The organism is Akkermansia sp. 54_46, assembly GCF_001917295.1.
GTDB lineage: Bacteria > Verrucomicrobiota > Verrucomicrobiia > Verrucomicrobiales > Akkermansiaceae > Akkermansia > Akkermansia muciniphila.
Genome location: NZ_MNUD01000021.1, coordinates 32,848 through 54,307 on the forward strand (window position 1 = coordinate 32,848; position 21,460 = coordinate 54,307).

A 21,460-nucleotide genomic window follows, 5' to 3' on the forward strand; every position below is an offset into this window, starting at 1 on the left:
TTCCCGTTATTTTTCCGCGGACTTCCCGTCCGCGGCAGCAGAAGCCGGCTGAGAAAATCTCAGCCTCAATCCCATTTTTTTCCAGGCCGCGGCCATTTCCCCCTGTACATCCTCCGGAGTCTTCCCATCCAGCAAAACAGCACGCGCCTTCCCGCCGCCCTCCGCATCACGAACCCTCAAATAGCTTCTGAGGCGCTCCGCCTTTCCGTTCCCTTCCAGGTGGCTCCAGTAAACCATCCACAACAAATCGGCCCAATACTGAAGCGTTCCTCCCCTGGAGGAAACGCCATGCTCCGCGGCGGAATGTGCTGAATCCCTGGACAGCATGTCCGCCAGGGCCGGCAGAGTTTCTCTGCCCGTGCGGACGGCGCGCGGAACCATTGCGGCCAGCCTTTCCGGAATCTTCCGGAATACAGGCGCTTCCTTCTCCATGGGAAGAAAAGCCATGTACGCGGAAAAGCCGTCCACCAGCCAGTGCTCCCAATCCATGGACTGCGCCGCCCAGTGCGTGACGGCAAAGCGCGGATCCAGTTCCGGCTTCAGCAGCTTTCCCTTCTTATTCCGCAACAGCAGAGCCGTGAAACTGGTAGGGGAAAACTTGAGATGCCCGTTCCGCAGGCCCGGAGCCCTGTTGAAATCCTCTTCCTGGAAACATACCCTCACCAGATACTTGCGGGAAGGCCGGCGGGCCACCGCCAGATTCAACGGAACAGACGCCAGGGCAGACAGAACGGTTTCAAAGCGCCGGGCCAGGGCCATACGCTCCGCTTCCGGCAGCTTTCCGGGAGACTCTATAATGAAATGATCCGTTTCATACACGCTCAATTCCTCCGTCTCCTGTACGGTTTTCACCAGCAGGAAACCGGGAACGGCCACCCTCTCCGGCCAGGGAACATCCCAATTCGGCTCCAGAGGAACGTATCGGCTGCCGGAATCTCCCTGCGCAGGAGGGTTCTCCGCCCCTGCATCCGTATCCGGAAGCGTCCCGTCAGACTTTGCCCATTCCAGAATATATTCCTGATCGGCTCCGGAAAAAATATTCCGGGGAACAACCACCACGCGCCCGTCCTGAAGCTTCAAATCCACCTCCGCATCACGGACGGCCACCAGCACGGCTACGACGGTAGCGCCCCGGTCATTCGTCCAAATACGCGCCCGGGCGCTTCCAGCCAGGCTCAGCCCCGCCAATACGGACAGTATCTTTACAGGTACGGTCATAGGGTTCCCTTTGCCCGCACAAGCTATCACATTGTCCCGCAGACGCAACCCTTTTTCCATCCCCCTCTCTTCCGGAACCTGTTCCTTGAAAAGAATATGGGAAAGGAATCCTCCGCAGCCTGTCCCCCGGAGGGGTTGACACGCTCCGGCAAAACCCATAATCTTAGGGAAGGAAGGAAAAGAAAGTATGCATATCAGTCCCCTCAGAAAAAATATTCCGTTGACTGTCGTCACCCTGGCGGCCCTGGGCATCATGTTTTTCCTGTTCTTCATGCATCCCGCCTCTACGGAAGAATCACTGGAATTCTATGCGCCGGACGGCAACATCGCAGGCTCCTTCCGGGTGGAAATCACGCATGCGCCCACCAACCCCGCCTATACGGAAGTAACAATCATCCCGGAAGATATGGAATCCTTCCAGCGGTTTTTGACCCAGTTCCGCAACAAACCCGTTACTGCAAAAATTCCCTCCCGCGGCAGCCACATCATTGTTCCGGGCCGGGACATGCAATACGACGGCGTCCTGCGCCTGACCGGACATTGAGAGGGCGGGCAAACAGAGGCCCTCTTAAAGTTGTTCTCCCTTTCCCACGTCCTTCGCCCACTTTCGGGCCAGGAAGGAGCAAACCATCAACTGGAGCTGGTGGAACACCATGATGGGAATCACCAGCAGCCCGATGGGGGCTCCGGCAAAAATCACGTTCATCATCGGAATGCCGGTAGCCAGGCTCTTTTTGGAGCCGCAGAAAATAATCGCAATACGGTCCTCTCGGGAAAAACGGAGCCTGCGTGAAAGGAAAGCCGTCAGCCACAGGGCCGCGGCCAGCAGAAGGCCGCAAAAAGCCAGCACCTCCACCAGGGAAAGCCAGGGCAGATTTTTCCATACGCCGTTAATCATCGCATGGCTGAATGCCGTGTAAATAACCAGCCAGATGGTGCTGTGGTCTGTCCAGGAAGTGAGGTTCCGGTGCGTGACTACCCATTTGCCAATCCAGCGCTGGGCGAACTGGCCGGCCACAAAAGGCACCAGAATAATATAGCAGATGTTCAGGAAAGTGGAAAAATCCACGCCCCCTTCCCCTCCGCGGGACCACACCAGCCCCACCAGCAAGGGGGTGAGGAACACCCCCAGCAGGCTGGAAACGGAAGCAGAGCAAATGGCAGCGGCCACATTGCCGCCCGCCATGGAAGTGAACGCTATGCTGGACTGCACGGTGGAAGGCAGCATGCACACATACAGCATTCCCATGCACAAATCCGGCCCCAGCACACTATTCCACAAGGGCATGCTGACCATGCCCAGCAGGGGGAAAATAACAAAGGTGCTCGCAGCCACCAGCCCCTGAAGGCGCCAGTGCATCACCCCTTCCCATACGGAACGGCGGGAAAGCTTGGCCCCGTACAGGAAAAAAAGCAGAACGATGGCTGCATCGCTCAGGCGGCTGAACACTGTATCCCATACTCCGGAACAGGGAACCAGAATTCCCGCGCCCACACTGACGATGAGGCCGATGGTGAAGCGATCCAATTTGGCAAGGAATCCCGGCATGGAAAAGGAAAAAAGGTAAATACCGCCTCCGGCGTTCTATTTGAAACGCACAGCATGCTTCTTGCTCAGGCGCAGGACGTTGCCCGGAGCCAGTTCCAAAACGGCGGAGGGGTCTGTCATTTTCACATCATTCAACTGGATGGCGCCGGGCGTGAAATGCTCCTTGCGGAGAACGCCATTGGATTTTTTCACCTGGAAAACATTCTCAAACAGGAAGGAAACCAGAGCCAGGGCATTCATGCCGGCAGGCAGGGAGGCAATCTCCACTTCCGGCAAATCCGCGGCGGCCAAATCCCTCTTGGAAAAACGGGTTTCCCAGTCAGAACGCGCGGCATCCGCAGCGGCGGAATCATGATAGCGGGCCGTGATTTTCCAGGCCAGGAGCTTTTTGGCTTCCATCGGATGCAATCCCATGTCCCGCTTCTCACCCAGCAGCACCAGGTAATAGCGGTCCATCAGTTCGTCGCTGGCGCTCATCATCTTGCCGAACATCATCTCCGGAGCCTCATCCACGCCCACGTAATTCCCGTAGGACTTGGACATCTTCCGCACGCCGTCCAGACCTTCCAGAAGAGGCATCGTCATGGCGATCTGCGGCAGCATGCCTTCCTCCTTCTGAAGGTCGCGGCCCACCAGGATGTTGAAAAGCTGGTCCGTCCCGCCCAGCTCCACGTCCGCACGGATTTCCACGGAATCCCAGCCCTGCATAATCGGATACTGCATCTCATGTAGGCGCACCTCTTTACCTCCCTCCACACGGGCCTTGAAATCCTCCCGGGCCAGCATCTGCTGCATGGTCACGCGGGAATTAAGCTTCAGCACCTCCTCATACGTCATCTTGCGGAACCAGTCCCCATTATACACGATCTCCGTCTTGTCTCGGTCCAAAATCTTGAATGCCTGCTTGGTATATGTCTCCGCATTCTCCAGCACCTGTTCACGGGAAAGGGGGGGGCGGGTCACGGAACGGCCGGAAGGGTCGCCAATCGTGGCGGTGAAATCCCCGATGAGCAAAACAGCCTGGTGGCCAAGTTCCTGGAACTGGCGCAATTTCTCAATAGCCACGGTATGGCCCAGGTGGATGTCCGGCGCAGTAGGGTCCACGCCCAGCTTCACGCGCAGGGGGCGGCCCAGCTTGAGACGCTCCTTCAGCTCTTCGCGGCTGATCACGACGGCGGTACCGCCCATCAATATGTCTAATTGCTCATCTATAGTCATTGATCTGGCGCATAGAGTGCCGGGGGCACCGCGCCTTTTCAAGCCTATATCCTGTGCGCGGCTCATCGAACGCGGCCAAGAGTCCCCCGCCACCGGTCCCGACGTGAGGGAACAGGCACGGAATCCATTCCGAAAAGCGGAATAAACGGCACGCCGGTGCTGGCATTTTCCCCGCATGGCCCTTCCTCCTGTTCCATGTCACGGACCTGCCCTGCTCCCTTCCGGATGCAGAGAAATGTCCCCGCGAATCTACAGGAGCTGGTACAGGCGGGGATAGGAAGCATGATTGGCGGTTATGTAATGCGGGCGCGGCTTGGGGACCGGCTTTGTCCGCCTTTGCTCCCAGCCGTCACGGTCATGATGATAATGATCATGGCGCGGCGGCCCGGAACGGTAATAATCACGATCATGGTGGCGATGATGGCAGCCTGCGGCCAGAACGATTGAGGCTGCTGCGGCAAAAACAGGAATTATGTTCATCTTCATCTTTCTTCAGGGTAAGACAGTCCGGAGGGAGGAATGCGAACGGAAAAAGTCTGTCACCCGAACAAACGCTCCCTGTTGACGAAGAAAACGGCTCCCAATACACATAAAAACGCCCACAGGTAATCCCACTTCCATTTTTCTCCGATGTAGAACAGGGCGAAAGGAATAAACACGCACAGGGTAATCACCTCCTGAATAATCTTGAGCTGGGCCACGTTAAGCCCGCCCGCACTGCCCAGGCGGTTGGCGGGAATCATGAAGCAATATTCAAAAAACGCCAATCCCCAGCTCATCAGGATAATCATCAGCAGGGGCTTGCCATCCGCCCCGGAACCCTTCTTCAGATGGCCGTACCACGCCCACGTCATAAAAACGTTGGAGACCACCAGCATGGAAATCGTTAACGCAATCTTCATGATTTTTACTTAAAAACATCAGTCCTTGGAGGACTTGGGATCCAGGGCGTCCCGCAGTCCGTCCCCCAGGAAATTCAGCGCCAGCAGGGTAGCCGAAAACAGGAGCGCCGGGAACAAAAGCAATTCCGGACTTACCTCCATGCGGTCCGCCCCTTCCTTGATCAGCGTTCCCCATGAAGAATTGGGAGCCTTCACGCCCAGCCCCAGAAAGGACAGGACGGCTTCCAGCAACATGATGCCGGGAACGGCCAGAGTCGTGTACACGATGACGGCCCCGAACAAATTCGGAGCAATATGGCGGAACAGAATCTTCATGTGACCGATGCCCAGGGAGCGGGCGGCTTCCACAAACTCCTGCCCTTTCAGCTCCATCGTCTGCGTCCGGACAATGCGCGCCAGCGTCAGCCAGCCCAAAGCGCCGATGGCGATGAACAGGGGAATCAGCCCGGTCATGGGGCTCACCATTTCCACAGACCAGCCCGTCATGCCGGAAACCCACTGCGTCAGCCTCCGGGCCGGCTCCTCCACGGACAGGGAAAAAATAATCACCAGCACAATGAACGGCAGGGCAAAAAGCACATCCACCAGGCGCATCATCAGGGCATCCAGCCTGCCTCCGGCATAACCGGAAACCAGTCCGTACGCCACGCCAATCACCAGGGAAACGCCCGTGGCGACCACGCCCACCAGCAGGGAAATGCGGCCGCCGTACAGGACACGCGCCAGCAGGTCCCTCCCAAGCTGGTCCGTGCCGAACCAATGGTCCCAGGAAGGGCTTTCCGCAATCCGGGACAAATCCTGCACATTAGGATGAGGCAGCCACGGCAGCAGGGGCCCCAGAAAACAGGCCGCCGCAATCAGCGCCAGCGCCAGCAGGGAAAACATGGCTGCCCGGTTGCGGGAAAGACGCAGAAAAGCGTCCTTCCACAGGGAGGAACCCTGTTCCTCCGTCCTGTTCCATCCTCTTTTTCTCATGATTCCTTTCTCAATCTCGGGTTGACGGCCATTTGCACCAGGTCTACACCCAGGTTGGCTGCGACGATCAGAATGCCGTAAAACAGGACAAGCCCCTGGATGAGGAAATAATCCCGGTCCGTGGTTGCGTTCACGAAATGTTGGCCCATGCCGGGAACATGGAAACAGGTCTCCACCACAAAAGAACCGGTAATCATGGCGGCAAAAGCAGGCCCCAGATAGGAAAGGGCCGGAATCAGGCCGCCTCGCAAAGCGTGCTTCCAAACCGTACGGAAAGGCCCTGCCCCCTTGGCTCGAGCCGTCCGGATGAAATCCTGCCCCAGCACTTCAAGCATGCCGCCGCGCGTCAGGCGCGCCAGATACGCGGCATTCACCAGCCCCAGCGTCAGCGCCGGAAGCACCACGCAACCGGGAGAATCCCATCCGGCCACGCTCAAGCCGGGCACATGCATGCCCAGAGCTACGCCCAGCACCGGAGCCACGACAAAGGCGGGAATGCAGATGCCGGCCATGGAAACCAGCATCACCCACCAGTCCATCCACCGGTTCTTGTACAGTGCCGCCACAATTCCGGCGGGAACCCCCGCCAGAATGGAAATAGCCATGCCTATGACTCCAAGTTGGAGGGAAACAGGGAATGACTGGCCGATCATATCCGCCACGCTGACGCCTTCCTTCACCAAAGACGGTCCCAGGTCGCCATGAACCAGCATGTTCCACCAGTAACGCCCGTACTGGATCAGGGGAGCCTGATCCAGCCCGTAACTGGCCTGGAGCTGCTGGAGGACATGCTCCGGAAGTTTCTTTTCTCCCATGAAGGGGTGCCCCGGCAACAGGCGTATCAGGAAAAACGTCACAGTTTCCAGCACCAGCAGGACCAGAAGCCCCTGCCCCAGGCGTTTCAGAATCATCCTGGTCAAGGCGCGGCCTCCTTCCCATGTTCCCGGGCGTCGTCCAGGCTGATATCCTCAAACAAATGGTTGTCCAGAAGCAGGGGATGCCATCCCCGCACTTCCGGCCTCTTCAAATAGGACCGTTTGGCCCAATACAGGGGAATCACCGGGGATTCGGAAAGCATCAGCGCTTCCGCACGGGCCAGCAGGGCCATGCGCTTCTCCTGGTCTCCCGTGGCGCGGCTCTCCGCCAGCAGGCGTTCATACTCCGGATGAAACCAGCCCGTATTATTGTTCCCGGAGGCGGAACCCCACAAATCCAGAAAACTGGAAGGATCCAGATAATCCCCGGACCATGAGGAGGAACTAAAATCATACTGCATGGAATTCTGCGCGAACTTGTAGGCCGTCCACTCACAGGAACGGATATCCACATGAATCCCCAGATGCTTTTTCCACATGCCCTGGATGGCTTCCGCCATCGTCTTCTGAACTTCGCGGGATGTAGTCATCAGCTCCAGCCGGGGAAAACCCTTCCCGCCGGGAAAACCAGCCTGGGCCAGCAGGGAACGCGCTTTCTCCGGATTGAACTCCACCCCATGCGGCGTCTTGTATCCGGCGCCGTCCGGCGTAAAGCCGAAGCACGGCTGGCCGCCGCCGCACACCACATCCCGCACCAGGGCCTCCCGGTCTACCGCCAGGGAAAGGGCCCGCCTGACCCGGGCGTCATTCAGAGGCGCACGCGACGTATTCAAACGGTAAAAAATAGTCACGTAATAATCATCCTGGCAAAAATCATCGCCGCCGCGCTCCCGGGCGTAAGCCGTCATCTCCGGAGGCACGTTGTTGGTGACATGAAGCTTGCCGTTGAAAAACATGCGGGTTTCCGTAAAGCCGTTCACGGTGGGAAGAAAACGGACTCCATTCAGCCGGACGGCGGAAGCGTTCCGGTACCGGGGATTGCGGCGCACCTCCACATAATCATTGAAACGGTGCTCCGCCATGAGAAAAGGCCCGTTCCCTACGGCCGCTCCGGGCCGCGTCCATTTCCCCGTCCTGTCCAGCATGCCGCCGCGGGCTTCCACGGCATGGCGGGGAACCGGAAACCAGGTGCAGTGAAGCAACAGCAGCGGAAGCTGGGGCATCGGGGAACGCAGCTCCATCTCCAGGGTATAATCATCCGCGGCGCGCACGCCCACGCGGGCTTCCTCCCATAAATCCGGCTTTCCGGCCCGGACATCCTCCAACATCCGGGACGCAATCTTCCGCGCTCCTTCCTCCGGCATCCCATTCGGCCACTCCATCAGGGAAGGATCATCCCGCAGGGCCTCCAGCTCACCGGCTCCCATACCATCCAGCCTCTCCCAATCCACCCGGGCCAGAACCATCTCTTCCAGCCCCTCTTTCCCGGCCAGCCGGGAACCGGGACCGCACAGCAGCAGGCTACGCCTGTTCCGGTTATAGGCTTCCGCATTCTTCAACGGATAAAGCATGTCCGCGTACCTCCCTCCAAACCCCGGATGAAGCAGGCGGTGATAGGCATACACGAAATCATGGGCCGTCACAGGAACGCCGTCGCTCCACACGGCGTCCTTCCGCAGGGAAAAACGCCACTTATCCGCCTCCGGACTGTGCGTCCACGACTCCGCCACAGCGGGATGAAAAACGGCGTCATCCCTGGAATCCCCGCGCAGCAGCCCCTCCATAACGGCATTGATCATCTTGAAATCGGAAACGGAAGTGGCGATGTGGGGGTCAAAACTCTGGGGCTCCGCATTATTGCCCACGATGAGCACTCCTGCCTCCTGCGCCCGTTCCACGCTCGTGCGCGTATCGCATCCGGCGAGCAAAAGCATCACACAGAACATCATGAACAGGCGCATGGCGGGATTCTGTCAGGTTTCCTTCCCGTGCGCAAGGCTTCACGTCAAGAAACGGCAACAACTCCTGCCTTTCACCATTTCCGCAGCAAAACACGCCGAAAACACGCTCCACAAGAGAACAGCGTCCCTCCCATAAGCCACAATGCCTCCTTTCCATCATCCCTTTTGAGTAACCGGAGAAACAGAGAGAAAGCAAAAACCCCGCAACGGAAGAAAACCGTCGCGGGGCCATTTTCCCAAATCAGGGGAAAAGAAAAAGCAACTTTAGTTATTTGCTCTGCGCCTTTTTGGCGGCGTCAATCTGGGCCTTGATCTTATCCTTGTTGGCAAGAATGCCGGCCTTGATGCGGGGGGCCTGCATCCCGGCTTCCGTTCCCGTCTTCAACTCGGCCACCTTATCCAGAATCAGAACGGCGCCGTCCACGTCACCGGTGGAATTCAGATAGGTCCCGAACTCCATCATCAGCAACTGCTGCTGCGTCTCCGGCAGAAGCTTGTCACGGTCGGGATACGCCTTAACCACCTGAAGGGCTTCCGCAGGCGTCGTCTTGTCCGTCAGCTTGCCGGCAAGATAATTCTGAACGTCCTTCTGTTCCTTTTTAAGCAGGTCAGCATGGGCGTCTGCGGCTTTCAGGCCGGACTTATCCTCCTTGTCCAGCTTCTTGATTTCCGCTTTTACGTCACCATAAAAATTGTCCACATATTCCTGAGGAGCCAGCTTGAGCACTTCCATCAGAGCGGCAACCTTCGCTTCATCCGTAGCAGCCTTGGCGACATTCGCTTCCGCGGCGCTCAGCGCTTCCTTGTTCTTCAGGGCATCCTGCATGGCTTTCATCACATCATCCCCGGAACGCCCCCCGACAAATCCCCCAAAAGGCTTGCCGGAAGCGTCCGCAAACACAACGGTCGGGAATCCCCGCACGCCGTACTGCTGGGCAAGCTTTTCATTGGCGGCTTTCATTTCCTTGGACTGCTCCTTGCCGCGCGGATAATCCAGCTCCACCAGAACGAAATTTTTCTGCGCTTCCTTCTGGAAGTCAGGCTTGCTGAATACGTTGGCGCGGAGCTGCATGCAGGGAGGGCACCAGTCGGAACCGGTGAACTCAATCATTAAATCCTTTTTCTGTTCGGCGGCCTGTTTTTTGGCGGCATCCATATCGGTAATCCACCCTTCCGCGGCAAAACAGGGAGCGACGCAGGCGGCAACAACTACTGGCAGAATTTGTCTAATCATATCTACAATTTGATATTGTAAAATCGGACAGCCCGCGTCAATCCCCTGTTCAATCATTTTTAGAAAATCTCCAAAAGGGTGCGTCTTCCGCAGGGAAGTCCGCATCCGGCTGATGCCGGAAAAACTGATGCCCCATGGGAAGACGGTGTCATTATTGAAGCAAATCGGGAGTTGCCTTTCAGCCTGTTTTCACTTATGTACTGAACCTATCATGAACACGGTTTTAATCATTGGAGCAGGCGGCGTTGGGCATGTGGTAGCCAACAAATGCGCCCAGCTGCCGGATATTTTTCAAAACATTCATCTGGCCTCCCGCACGAAAAGCAAATGCGATGCCGTTGCGGAGGACGTACGCTCCAGAACGGGCGTCAGCATCACTACCCATTCCGTAGATGCGGATGACGTGCCCGCCACCGTAGCCCTCATCCGGGAAATCAAGCCGCAGCTGCTGATCAATGTGGCCCTTCCCTACCAGGATCTCACCCTGATGGAAGCCTGCCTGGAAACCGGCGTCAACTACCTGGATACCGCCAACTATGAACCCCGTGACGTAGCCAAATTCGAATACTCCTGGCAATGGGCGTACCAGGAGCAATTCCGCAACGCCGGGCTTTTCGCCCTGCTGGGTTCCGGCTTTGACCCCGGCGTCACCAATGTATTCACGGCATGGGCTCTCAAGCATCATTTTGACGAAATCCATACGCTGGACATCATTGACGTCAATGGCGGCAACCATGGCAAGGCTTTCGCCACCAACTTCAACCCGGAAATCAACATCCGGGAAGTAACGGCGCCCTGCCGCCATTGGGAAGACGGAGCCTTCCGGGAAACCGCCCCCATGAGCATGCACCAGAGTTTCACCTGCCCGCAGGAAGTGGGCACCTATGAAATCTACCGCATGTACCATGAAGAAATGGAAAGCCTGGTCAAGCACATCCCCACCATCCGCCGGGCGCAATTCTGGATGTCCTTCTCACCGAACTACCTCAAGCACCTGGAAGTGCTTCAGAACGTGGGCATGACCCGCATTGACCCGGTCATGTACAACGGAGTTGAAATCATCCCGCTGCAATTCCTCAAGGCCGTTCTGCCGGACCCCGGGGACCTGGGCAAGACGACCAGGGGAAAAACCTGCATCGGCAACGTCATCACCGGAATCAAGGACGGCCAATTCAAGGCTGTGTACATTTACAACATTTGCGACCATGAACAATGCTTTAAAGAAGTAGGTTCCCAGGCCATTTCCTATACTACGGGGGTTCCGGCCATGATCGGCGCGGAAATGATCCTTACGGGCAAATGGACTGGCGCAGGAGTCTTCAATATGGAACAAAATGACCCGGACCCCTTCATGGACGAGCTCAACAGGCGCGGCCTCCCCTGGCACTGCGTGGAACTCACGGAAGAACAGGCCAAAATACTGAAGGTCAACCAGCAATAAATTTCAGCCAGCGCTGTAGGCCCCCTCAAAGCCGGACATTGAATTTCCAATGTCCGGCTTTTCCGTTTTCAGCGGGGAACAGAATTCCCCAGGACAGCACGTCAACGCCTGCCTCGGGAAAAAGAAAAAGCCCCGGACGGCATCTTTCCGCCTCAGTCATAATTTTCTGGCGGGAAGAGCAGGCAGGTTGTAAAAATCCAGTGCCATGAAATATCTTGCGTTATTTCTCATGTTCCTGCTTCAGCCGGCACTGGCGGAAGATACAGCCCCATGGAAAATCGCGATCATCGGCGATACGCACGACTCCCCCAAGCGCATGGAAGGAAGCGAGGGAGTAGCAGTCAACTTCATCAAAACCCTCTATGGGGAAATCCTGAAACACAACGTGGACATGGTCGTCCAGGTAGGGGACATGGCGGATATCGAAGGAAGCGCCCCCGTCAAGGGACTCGCCAAACGCAAGGAACTCAACAACATTCTGAGAGAAAAAGGCATCCCCTTTTATGCCGTGCGCGGCAATCATGACTCCCTTCCTTTCCGGGCGGAACAATTCCGGGAACTCTTCCTGCCTACGCGGAGGCAGGGCGTCCAAGGGCTGGCCACCAGAAAACTGAACTACGGTATCCGCCATAAAAACGCTTCCCTGTATTTCATGGATATTGACCTTACTCCTGACCAGCTCGTGGACTTCAGCGCATGGGTTAAACGCAACAGAAGCAAGGCCAACACCGTTCCGCGACACTGCCTGGTTTTCACCCACCGCACCCTGCAGACGCCCATGCAATTCCGGGAATGCCTGTGGGGCCGTTACAATGACAGCGCGGCGGAACAGCAAAATATCTTTTACCGCAATCTCCGGGATGCCGGAGTGCGCTTCGTCATCACCGGGCACCTGCACGCCCATGACCTGTATATAATTACCTCCCCGGACGGGAAAAACACCCTTACCTCCCTGATCTGCGCCCCCGCGGGAAACAAGGTGCTCCCCATTCCCTTTTTGCCGCCGGCAAAATCCCGGGTAAAAACCCTGCAATACCGCTCCGGCATTACGGCCTACTATATCCTGACCATTTACCCGGATTCCATGACCCTGGACACCTACGCCGCCCCCAATAACGGCATTACCGACGAAGGCCCCCAAAGCGGAGAGTTCTACAAATTGAACTCCTACGCAATTCCGATGGATTAGAACATACAACTTCCCCTGTTTCTTCCATAACGCGGCATCCCGGAATTTGCCTGCTCCCGTCCGCTATGCACCCTGGCGTCCCTGGCGAAACAATGAAATTTCCGGGAAGTTCCCAATCCCCCATGTTATTTCATATGCCCGGAGCCACGGGACTTGATTTTTCTATCGTGCTGGCGCCCCCGGCCGCCCTTATATAAAAACTCCGTTTTTCCATCGCGGCCTACAGTCCGGTCAATCAAGTCTCCGATTTCCTGATCAGCGTACCCGGCCTTCTTAAGATACTTAACCACTTCACCAGCCTGCCCCGGATAAAAACGAACCAGCATCTCCACAAACGCAGGTTCCAATCTCTTTTCCAGAAAAAATCTGCATAAACTGTTTCTTTTTTCATTAGCCAACAACTTATTATTGTAGTAGAGGCTGCGGGAATCACCTCCTCCGAATAAGCTCAGCTTCCTGGCCTGCACCAACTCCCATGTTCTGGCAGCACTCATTTTATCATATTCCTCCTTCATCCTGGCCTGTTTCCGCTTTAATTCCGGATCATACTGAGTCCTGAATGTTTTCAATACGGCCGCTCCATATTCTGACCATATTCTGCACAACTCCTTTCTCTTTACGCCGCATCGGGAAACGATTCCGGATATATCCCGGGATAAAACGCTCATCCATTCCACAACCCTAACCTTCAGATTATAATCCATGTTGTCGCACAAGCCGTCCTTCGGAGTATTCTCATCATAATTCAGAGGAAATACATCCATTGAAGAGACAGCGTAAAAAATCCATGACAACACCCTGACGTCTTCTGCGTTCACATCTCCAGCTCCCTTGGAACTAAAGGCGCCAAGCCTCTTCCGCGCCTCCCGGCAACAATCCGGCAGCTCTTTTTCATGCAACAGGGAAAGGAACTCCTTCTTTTCCTGAGGAGACGTTTTGAACGCGGAGATGCTGTCGGGCAACGGAAGCCGGAACAGGGCAGGCTTTCCTTCACCGCACAGGATGCCGGTGGAACAGACGGTTAACAACATTATTTTAACGAACGGATTCATGATGATAGTAATATTTGTTGCGATAGGTTACGGTATCCCGATCCACACAGCATCCGAATTTAGAAATCGTCACGAGATGGTATCGCTGCGGCCCCCAGATTTCCTGCCTGTAAAATTCCGAAAAACTGAAATGGCACCGAACTTCCATGATTTCGCGGCCGTCAAGATATTCCGTTCCCTCTCCCCCTTCTCCATCATGGATGCTCCACGAACATACCCAGTCCCACGACTGGGGGAAACGGGCATGCTCCACATCTGCGGCAAAAATGCCGGCCATTACATTATCCTGCAGCTGATTTGTTTCTGAAACCTCCGCCGCTTCATTCGCACCATTCCTGGAATGACCGGGATCAAAATCCGTACCGGGAGGCTCCGAGCCCTTGTCCCTCTCTATAATCTTGACATTTTTGAAGCTGACGCTGGTCGGATGCAGCGTCAGCTTCAGGACGGCAGAGGCCCCTATGACGGACGTTTTCCCCTCAGGAAGCCTTTCCGTAGCCATTCCTCCATTTTTGTGTTCGGCTCTGATTACCGACGGAACAACCACATTTAGTGTCACCTTTACTTTTCTCCCCTCACTGGTAACAGCCAGGACGGTTGCGGAACCATCACGTTGAAGCCGTTTTTCGCAGTAACCACAATGGATATTTTACCCTTCGTTTCTTCAGGCATTTCTACGTATTTATCTCCATCTTCCACCAAATTCCATTCCAGTTCATCAACATTTCCCAACGGTTTTCCCGTCAGGGTCAATGTTATCCGTTCCCCCACACCTATCGTCTTTCTTTCCCTGTCAGCCTTCCGGTCATCAGTATTTCCCAAATATATATCAGCGGAATATTCCTCTGTTTCCGTTTCAATCCTCAACGCGCCGGAATCCTCTTCCTCCACGTCCGCATAGGAAAGACCGCACAGGAAAACTGCGCAACCTATTAAAAGGATTCTTATATTGTTAACAACAACTGCCATCAGACGCAGATGATATCTTATTGCCATTTCCCATTATTTCATAGCAAAAAGCTCTAACATTCCGCATCCTTTGCCTGCTAAAAGATTCTGATGCTCTTCACGCCATAATACATCGCCGCGCCTCTGTTGACGTAGTCTTCCGGGTTTTGCGACAGGTCCACCCAGAAAATGAAAGAACACCACGGGGAGGGAGGAGAGAGGGGAGGAACAATGATTTCCTGAATACCGGCCTTTTTCTGCTCCAGAATCAGGCGGACGCGCTTTTCATGCTGCCCGAACAGAAGCAGATGATCATGTATGGTTGAAAAAACACATATTCCGGACAACGCCAGAAAAACAGCCACAGTTATCTGCGGACGGGGCACGGCACCGGGGATGCCGTACCACATACGAAGAAGGGCCAGCACGCCGATACCGAACAGCAGGGTGGCGGAGAACATGGCATGATCCGCCGGAATGACGGCGGCGGCGAAAGAAAGAGCCATGGCATAAGACGCCAGAATATATGCCGCCGCTATTCCAAAGGGAATTTTCCATGCCCGGAAAGAGTTCCGGTCTCTGTGGAATTTTTTCCAAAGAACCCAGGCAGCCGCCACGCCCAGCAACACCGGAAGAGCCAGGTATTCATGCATCCGGAGCAGGAGCGAAGGGAGAGCTTCCCATCTGCTCCAAAAACCGGAAAGGGGTTCCGCGCAGCCGGGAGTGGCGGAATGCATCCGGGCGGAAATGCCGGGCGCAAGCAGCATGCACAGGGAACCTGCCACCTGAAACGCAAGGCCCGCATAAAACCACAGGGGAAGTTTTTCCTTCCGCACCAGGCGGACAAAGACGAACAAGGCTCCCAGCAACAGCCAGGTTCCCGGAATATTGTTTTCATTGGTCATGCCCGCCGGAAATCCCAGAACAGCCGCAGCGGCAAACTTTCCCCAGCTATTGTTTCTTCCGGAATCTCCCTTTCTCCCGGATTCCGCGTCTTCCAGCAAACCGCGGTACAGACACAGAAAGCCCAGCCAGACGGCGGCGCCCCAGGAATAGTTGGTGGCTCCGGAGAGCCAGTAAATCGTGACGCCGGGCCGGGCCGTGCACGTGAACAGCAGGAGAAGCCCCAATCCGAACAGACGCACGTCCGGCCAGGAACGGGGATCCACCCTGCGCCCGGAAGCCAGATAAAACATCATCAGCGCAAGACCGACCTGCACAAAGGGGTTGAGCAGCATGAAGAGCCATTTTCCCGCCGTCGCTACGGCAAAGGCCAGGTATTCCCCTATTCTGGGATTCCAGGTCATGTAGGAGGCTACGCAGCGCTCCCAGACCAGGCTGAAAGAGAAGCAGTGCTCCATGCCCGTCAGGGCATGATGGTACGTATCGGAAGTGAGAGGACTCCACCAGCTGAGCAGCGCCGTATACAATAAGGCGGCTGCGGTCAGCGCCCAAAACCACACCCTGGACGTGCGGGGGGACATCATCAGCTCGGATCCGGTTTCCTTTTCCGCAGTGCGGGAGGCAAATCCAGGTCTTCCCCATCAAGAATGAGGGGGCGCACACGGGCAAAAAGGCCGTGGCCCGCACGCTCTTCTTCTCCTTCCTCCGGAGGCAATCCTTCCTCCAGCTCCTTGATGTCAGGCATCGGGACTGACTCCAATTCCGGCTCCGCCTCCGTTTCGGAAATTTGCGCAACAGACGCGGACTCCCGGAGCGTTTCCCCTTCATCCGGAATATCGGAGACAGGCCTTACGGGCACCAGTTCCTCTTCCAATTCACGTTCATCCCTCCTGGAGACGGCAACAGGGGCGGGAAGATCCGGCTCCGGATGCCGTTCCGGTTCGTCAACCGGGGCAGGAGGAGCAGGCTGAATAATGGTTTTCCCCTCTCCGAGGAAAGATTTTTCCTCCGGCACAAGCACTGTCTGCGGCTCCGCTTCCCGCTGAAGCACAACAGACGGGGAAACAGAGGTCTCTGCCACAGGCACGGCGCCCAGCACGGTCAGGGACAGGCGGTCTTCCGGCTGCTGCTCCACGGAAGCGCCGATGTGGAGGCGCACTCCCCTTCCCAGAATTTCCGCCACACCATCCACCAGGTCTTCCAGACGCTGCAGCGTCAGGGAACCTCCGCCGCGCACCAGAACCAGGACATCGTCCACTTCTCCCAAACGTTTTTCCAGAAAAAGCGGGGAATGCCGGACCTGGTTCAATATATCCGCCACGGAAGCATCCGCAGACGCTTCACCCACGCCAAAGGAGCAAATCCCTTTTCCCGTTCCGGCTACGCTGAGCAGGTCGTCCAATCCCACCCGGAGCAGGTTTCCGGAAGAATTCAACAGAGACGGCACAATAAGCACGGCGCGGGCAATAAGAGCATTAACCACGGAAAAGGCTTCCAGCACCCCCTTGTCGGGATCTATGAGGCTTTCCATGGCGTCATTATCAAACCGCAGCACCATGTCGGAATACAGGGCAAGCCGGGCCAAAGCTTCATCCGCCTGGGCAGAGCGCCGTTCCCCCTCAAACCTGAAGGGACGGATGACAACGCTGACGACATAAGCCCCCTGTTCCTTGGCCAGACGGGCCGCTTCCGGAGCTACGCCGGATCCCGTTCCCCCTCCCAGCCCGGCGGCAAGGACGGCCAACGCGCTGCCTTCCAGCGCACGGAGAATGGAAGACTCGCTTTCACAGGCCGCCTGGGCTCCTACGGAGGCGTCTCCGCCGGAACCGAGGCCCCTGGTAAGCCTGGCGCCCAGATGAATCTTGCATGGAACGGATGAAGCGTTCAATAGGCGGGCATCAAGATTCATGGCGCAAACGGAAGCTGACTGGGGAGCCAGCAGCAGCACTTCCTCCATTACCTTGGTTCCTGCGGCCCCAATGCCGCACAGGCAGATTTTTCCGGGCAGGCCGGACGGCCCCTGGGGAGAGATTTCCAGCATGGTTGTTAATTTGGATAAAGGTTGATCAGGAGGTCTTCTTTCCGAAGAAGCCCAGCATCCGTCCCAGCCAGCTGCGCTGCTGCGGCAGTTCGGCATCCAGAATCTGGGCATACCGTATCAGGCCTATGGCCGTGCAGTAGCGCGGATCATCCAGGTAGGAAGGCGCACCGTTTTTAACCAGCGTAGGCCGGCTGATGGCCACGCCGAACACGTGGGAGGCCAGTTCCCCCACGCCGCGCATCAGGCTGGCGCCCCCGCACAGGTAAACGCCGTGGCAGCGGTTGCCCTTGAAAGTATCCTTGGGCAGGGAAGATTTGACCAGGTTGAAAATTTCCAGCAGGCGGGAACGGATGATTTCATTCAGCACGTTGCGTTCAATGGCGGCATCCTTCATATGCCCCTCTCCGCGCACGCGCACCATCTCGTTGGTTTTCCCGGAAAAGCTGTTGGCGTCCCCTTCCGTCTTCTTGAGCAGTTCCGCCTGGGCCAGAGGAATGCCGGTCATCAGCGTGATGTCATTGGAAATGTGGTCGCCGCCCAGCGGCACACATCCGGAGGCCACAAGCTGGCCGTCCAGGTAAAGCACATAGTCCGTCGTGCCCGCACCCATATCAATAAGCAGAGCGCCCGCCTGCTTGACCTGCCTGTTGAGCACAAACTGGGCCGTGGCAATGGGGGCGAAAACCACATCCGCAATATCCAGCGGGACTTCCCGCACGCAACGGAAGGAGTTGGTGATGCGGGATTTGATTCCGTGGATGATATGGCAGTCGATGTCCAGGGTTCTTCCGGTCAATCCGGCGGGATTGGTCAGGTTCTCCTGCCCGTCCACGGAAAAGAGACCGGGCACGCGGTGCAGGACGAATTGTTCCGGCCCCAGGGCGACGTCCCGGGCGATTTCCGTCACCTCGTCCATATGCTCCTGGGAAATAATGCTTTCATCCGGGGGAAGACGGAACGTTCCCCGGTTGTTCTGCCCCACAATATGGGCGCCTGTCACGGACAGATAGACGGTCATGATATCCACGTCCGCATGGTCCTGGGCCATATTCCAGGCATCGTAAATGCACTGGATGACCTTGGAAGTGTCTTCAATCTCTCCGCGAACCACGCCCTCGCTAGGAACCTCACCCACGCCGATGATTGTCACGGTCGCATCGGGCTTCACTTCGCCCACGACCATGCAAGTCTTGCTTGTCCCTATCTCAAGCCCTACGTGAATTTTTGTCTTAGCCATGAAAATCAAGGAACTATCAACGTCCTCGCACCTGATAGCACATTACTTTCCATTATTCAAGAAAGCCTGCGCGAACATACGCAGAAAACGCGGTTTTCCTCCGCGCTGCCCCGGTTCAAAGGCCTGTGGGATGGCGCACCAGGAAGTGCCTGGTATTGCGGCCGTCCACTCTCCAGCGGGGGCCTTCGCCGCGGCGCCCGCTTCCCGTAGTGTCAAACCGGAGGCCGCAGATGACCATGAAGACGTGTCCATTCTTGGCATAAATGGAAATCCAGTCCCCGGCGCCTTTCTGCCCGTAATTCAGGAAAAGCCTGGAATGGCGGGTGGACGTAAGAAGGCCGGCTTCCTTCAGCACAAAGGAAGTGCTGCCGGAACAGTCATAATGGGTATCATGATGCCTCCTGTGCCCCCCGCCCAGCCGGTACGGCTTGTTGACCAGGGAATTGGCCGCCGCAATGGCGCGCTTGACCTGCGAAGGGGCATTTCTGGGGGGAATGGCTTTCCCGTTGTGAAGCACGGCCGTCTTGCCGGGCACAAAGTGGTAGGCGGGAAGACGCGCAGGAGCTTCAACTTGTTGCTGGGAGGAGCAGGAAGAGAGAAAAAGGCCGGCCAAAAGGGCGCCAGCCACGGAGAGAGTTTTGTGGGCCGCAAATGTCATGAGAATTATAAACTGCGGAATTCCCGCCTCCTTGGCAAGAAAATAAATTTCCCCCGTCCACATTACATGGTAGACGGGGGAAAGAAATCAGCAATATTTAGCCATTGGAACGGCTGTGGGCATCTTTTTCCACGGCCGTCCACAGGGAATCCAGGGAAGCCTGGACTTTCGCCAATGCTTCCTTCACAGGATCGCCCGGTTTCCCGTGCCCGAAGAGGTAGTATTTAATCTTGGGTTCCGTTCCGGAGGGGCGCACCGCAAAACTGCGGCCGTCCGCCAGATCTACGAAAATCATTTTTTCCGCCGGAATGGGATCGCCTTCCGCATCCACCATGTCGCCCTTGGAAAAGTCCCGGATGCCGCTGACGGCTACGCCGTCCACTTCCGTGGGAGGATTGGAGGAATAGGAAGCGGCGAGGGCGGCGATTCTGGCCGCGCCGTCCGCGCCTTCCATAACCAGCGATTTTCCCATTTCCAAATACACACCAAACTGCTCAAAGAGTTCATGCAGCAGTTCCAGAAGGCTCTTGCCGATGCTTTCCGCATATGCGGCCAGTTCCGCAAAGATGATGGCGGCGGAGTTGGCGTCCTTGTCCCGCACGAAGTCCTGGGCCAGGTAGCCGTAGCTTTCCTCCCCGCCGAAGACAAAGTAACGGCTGTATTCCAGACGCAGGGCGCGCGTCTGTTCTTCGCTCATCTTGCGGTAGCCCTCCCGTTTTTCCGCCGGAATGGCCTGTTCATATTTACCGAGTTTCTGGGCAATATACTTGAACCCCGTGAGGACGTTGACCACTTCATAACCGAAGTGGTGGCCGATGGCGTCCTGAAGCCCCGTCGTCACAAAGGTTTTCACCATCACGGCGCGGGAACGGTTGGAGTCATTGATGATGCCAAGATCGGACATGCTCATGCAGCGGTACCACGCCAGCAGGGAACCGATCTGGTTGCCGGTCAGCAGGTGCATCTTTCCGTCTTCCCCGCGCACGGCCACTCCCATGCGGTCCGCATCCGGGTCCGTGGCGATGACGATGTCCGCTCCGGAAGCATCCGCCTGTTCAATAGCCAGGGCCAGAGCCGGCGGATTTTCCGGGTTGGGGGAAGCAACCGTTGGGAAACGGCCGTCCTGAACATCCTGCGCCGCCACGGTCTGCACGTTGCAGCCCAGTTCCTTCAACAGGGGCACGATGATATGGCCGCCCGTCCCGTGGAGGTTGGAGTAAACGATTTTAGCTCCCCCCTTGTTGAAAAGTTCCGGACGGAGCAGCACGGTTTTCAAGCGGTCCATGTAAATACGGTCAAAGGAGGAATCCAGCACATGAAGGGTTCCGCGCCGGTCTTCCGGCAACGGTTCATATTCTTCGGAAGTCAGGGAATTGACCTCCCTGATCACGGCCTTGTCATGCGGAGGCACCAGCTGGGCTCCATCATTGAAGTAAGCCTTGAAACCGTTGTCATGGGAGGGGTTGTGGCTGGCGGTCAGCACCACGCCGGAATCCGCATGAAGCTCCCGGATAGCAAAGGAGATCTCAGGAGTGGCGCGAGGACTGTCAAACAGGTAAATGTCACATCCCAGGTCCGTGCCGATTTTTGCGCAGAATTCGGCAAAATCACGGGAAAAGTGGCGCGTGTCGTGTCCGATGACCAGGCGGGGCTTCCTGCCCGGGTCCGTAGCCTCCACATGCTTGTTCACATAAATAATCAGGCCACGCATGGCCCGCCCCACATTGAAGTAGTTCATGCAGGCGGTTCCCACGCAGGGATATTCCGGCCGGCCGTTCACGCCGCCGTTCCCCTGCTCGGCCCGGGTGACGATGCTGCCGATGGTACGTCCTCGCAGCCCCCCCGTGCCGAAGGCCAGAGTTTTGTAAAAACGGTCGTTCAGCTCCTGCCATTCCCCGGCGGCAGCCAATTCTTCTACGGCCTCGCGCGCTATGGGGGATTCGGTACCATCCAGCAGAAGGCGGATATTGGTCCGGGAAGACTCCAAAAGCTTCCCTTCTTTAACGGCATTCATCAGGGATTCGTCCAGTGTATTCATGCTGGCGGAATAGTACATCATGCCCCTTGTTTGACAATAGCTCTTTCCATCATGGCCTGAGAAAAAACGCCATATTCATCC

Annotated in this window: 20 protein-coding genes; 3 read left to right on the forward strand and 17 right to left on the reverse strand. The window is 56.7% G+C overall.

Annotation, left to right across the window (positions count from 1 at the left end; genetic code table 11):
• Positions 1 to 6: 6 nt before the first annotated feature.
• Positions 7 to 1,218, reverse strand: coding sequence for a hypothetical protein (locus BHW66_RS03065; RefSeq protein ID WP_146023947.1), 1,212 nt, complete (start codon positions 1,216 to 1,218; stop codon positions 7 to 9).
• 187 nt (positions 1,219 to 1,405) lie between these two features.
• Between BHW66_RS03065 and BHW66_RS03070 the strand changes: the two genes are divergently transcribed.
• A complete protein-coding gene (locus BHW66_RS03070; RefSeq protein ID WP_046435953.1) occupies positions 1,406 to 1,762 on the forward strand; it encodes a hypothetical protein in 357 nt (118 codons plus the stop codon).
• A gap of 24 nt (positions 1,763 to 1,786) precedes the next feature.
• On the opposite strand, the gene BHW66_RS03075 is transcribed toward BHW66_RS03070, so the two are convergent.
• From BHW66_RS03075 to BHW66_RS03110, 8 genes are all read right to left on the reverse strand, one after another.
• A complete protein-coding gene (locus tag BHW66_RS03075) occupies positions 1,787 to 2,767 on the reverse strand; it encodes a bile acid:sodium symporter family protein (protein WP_046435951.1) in 981 nt (326 codons plus the stop codon).
• A 36-nt stretch (positions 2,768 to 2,803) separates the two neighbouring features.
• Positions 2,804 to 3,985 (reverse strand): tyrosine--tRNA ligase, encoded by a 1,182-nt coding sequence (tyrS, locus tag BHW66_RS03080; RefSeq protein ID WP_046435949.1) that lies wholly within the window; start codon positions 3,983 to 3,985, stop codon positions 2,804 to 2,806.
• A 249-nt stretch (positions 3,986 to 4,234) separates the two neighbouring features.
• On the reverse strand, positions 4,235 to 4,465 hold the full coding sequence (locus tag BHW66_RS03085) for a hypothetical protein (protein WP_146018365.1): 231 nt from the start codon (positions 4,463 to 4,465) through the stop codon (positions 4,235 to 4,237).
• Positions 4,466 to 4,524: 59 nt separating this feature from the next.
• On the reverse strand, positions 4,525 to 4,887 hold the full coding sequence (locus BHW66_RS03090) for a DMT family protein (RefSeq protein ID WP_046435947.1): 363 nt from the start codon (positions 4,885 to 4,887) through the stop codon (positions 4,525 to 4,527).
• Positions 4,888 to 4,905: 18 nt separating this feature from the next.
• Positions 4,906 to 5,862, reverse strand: a complete 957-nt coding sequence (locus BHW66_RS03095; RefSeq protein WP_046435945.1) for an ABC transporter permease — start codon at positions 5,860 to 5,862, stop codon at positions 4,906 to 4,908.
• Positions 5,859 to 6,773 (reverse strand): ABC transporter permease, encoded by a 915-nt coding sequence (locus BHW66_RS03100; RefSeq protein ID WP_046435943.1) that lies wholly within the window; start codon positions 6,771 to 6,773, stop codon positions 5,859 to 5,861. The genes BHW66_RS03095 and BHW66_RS03100 overlap by 4 nt, the downstream gene beginning before the upstream one ends.
• A gap of 5 nt (positions 6,774 to 6,778) precedes the next feature.
• The gene (locus BHW66_RS03105; protein WP_215711842.1) at positions 6,779 to 8,626 is read right to left on the reverse strand and encodes a peptide ABC transporter substrate-binding protein; all 1,848 of its coding nucleotides are present in this window, start codon (positions 8,624 to 8,626) and stop codon (positions 6,779 to 6,781) included.
• A 280-nt stretch (positions 8,627 to 8,906) separates the two neighbouring features.
• Positions 8,907 to 9,872: a thioredoxin family protein gene (locus tag BHW66_RS03110; protein ID WP_180975849.1), complete on the reverse strand. Its 966-nt coding sequence runs from the start codon at positions 9,870 to 9,872 to the stop codon at positions 8,907 to 8,909.
• A 211-nt stretch (positions 9,873 to 10,083) separates the two neighbouring features.
• Between BHW66_RS03110 and BHW66_RS03115 the strand changes: the two genes are divergently transcribed.
• Positions 10,084 to 11,313 (forward strand): saccharopine dehydrogenase family protein, encoded by a 1,230-nt coding sequence (locus BHW66_RS03115; RefSeq protein WP_022198691.1) that lies wholly within the window; start codon positions 10,084 to 10,086, stop codon positions 11,311 to 11,313.
• Between the two features lie 229 nt (positions 11,314 to 11,542).
• On the forward strand, positions 11,543 to 12,502 hold the full coding sequence (locus tag BHW66_RS03120; RefSeq protein WP_022198692.1) for a metallophosphoesterase: 960 nt from the start codon (positions 11,543 to 11,545) through the stop codon (positions 12,500 to 12,502).
• 125 nt (positions 12,503 to 12,627) lie between these two features.
• Here the strand turns inward: BHW66_RS03120 and BHW66_RS03125 are convergent, their stop codons facing one another.
• The 8 genes from BHW66_RS03125 to BHW66_RS03160 form a co-directional block, all read right to left on the reverse strand.
• The gene (locus BHW66_RS03125) at positions 12,628 to 13,554 is read right to left on the reverse strand and encodes a hypothetical protein (RefSeq protein WP_128153391.1); all 927 of its coding nucleotides are present in this window, start codon (positions 13,552 to 13,554) and stop codon (positions 12,628 to 12,630) included.
• A complete protein-coding gene (locus BHW66_RS03130; RefSeq protein WP_046435934.1) occupies positions 13,538 to 14,056 on the reverse strand; it encodes a hypothetical protein in 519 nt (172 codons plus the stop codon). The genes BHW66_RS03125 and BHW66_RS03130 overlap by 17 nt, the downstream gene beginning before the upstream one ends.
• Positions 14,057 to 14,115: 59 nt before the next feature.
• Positions 14,116 to 14,550, reverse strand: a complete 435-nt coding sequence (locus BHW66_RS03135; RefSeq protein ID WP_128153392.1) for a hypothetical protein — start codon at positions 14,548 to 14,550, stop codon at positions 14,116 to 14,118.
• Between the two features lie 50 nt (positions 14,551 to 14,600).
• The gene (locus BHW66_RS03140; protein ID WP_046435930.1) at positions 14,601 to 15,989 is read right to left on the reverse strand and encodes a DUF6056 family protein; all 1,389 of its coding nucleotides are present in this window, start codon (positions 15,987 to 15,989) and stop codon (positions 14,601 to 14,603) included.
• Positions 15,989 to 17,446 (reverse strand): hypothetical protein, encoded by a 1,458-nt coding sequence (locus tag BHW66_RS03145; RefSeq protein WP_046435928.1) that lies wholly within the window; start codon positions 17,444 to 17,446, stop codon positions 15,989 to 15,991. Before BHW66_RS03145 ends, BHW66_RS03140 begins: the two co-directional genes overlap by 1 nt.
• Before the next feature lie 25 nt (positions 17,447 to 17,471).
• Positions 17,472 to 18,683 (reverse strand): cell division protein FtsA, encoded by a 1,212-nt coding sequence (gene ftsA / locus BHW66_RS03150; protein WP_046436134.1) that lies wholly within the window; start codon positions 18,681 to 18,683, stop codon positions 17,472 to 17,474.
• A gap of 115 nt (positions 18,684 to 18,798) precedes the next feature.
• Positions 18,799 to 19,341 (reverse strand): peptidoglycan endopeptidase, encoded by a 543-nt coding sequence (locus BHW66_RS03155; RefSeq protein ID WP_232051439.1) that lies wholly within the window; start codon positions 19,339 to 19,341, stop codon positions 18,799 to 18,801.
• Positions 19,342 to 19,438: 97 nt separating this feature from the next.
• Positions 19,439 to 21,400 (reverse strand): phospho-sugar mutase, encoded by a 1,962-nt coding sequence (locus BHW66_RS03160; RefSeq protein WP_102758773.1) that lies wholly within the window; start codon positions 21,398 to 21,400, stop codon positions 19,439 to 19,441.
• Between the last annotated feature and the right edge of the window lie 60 nt (positions 21,401 to 21,460).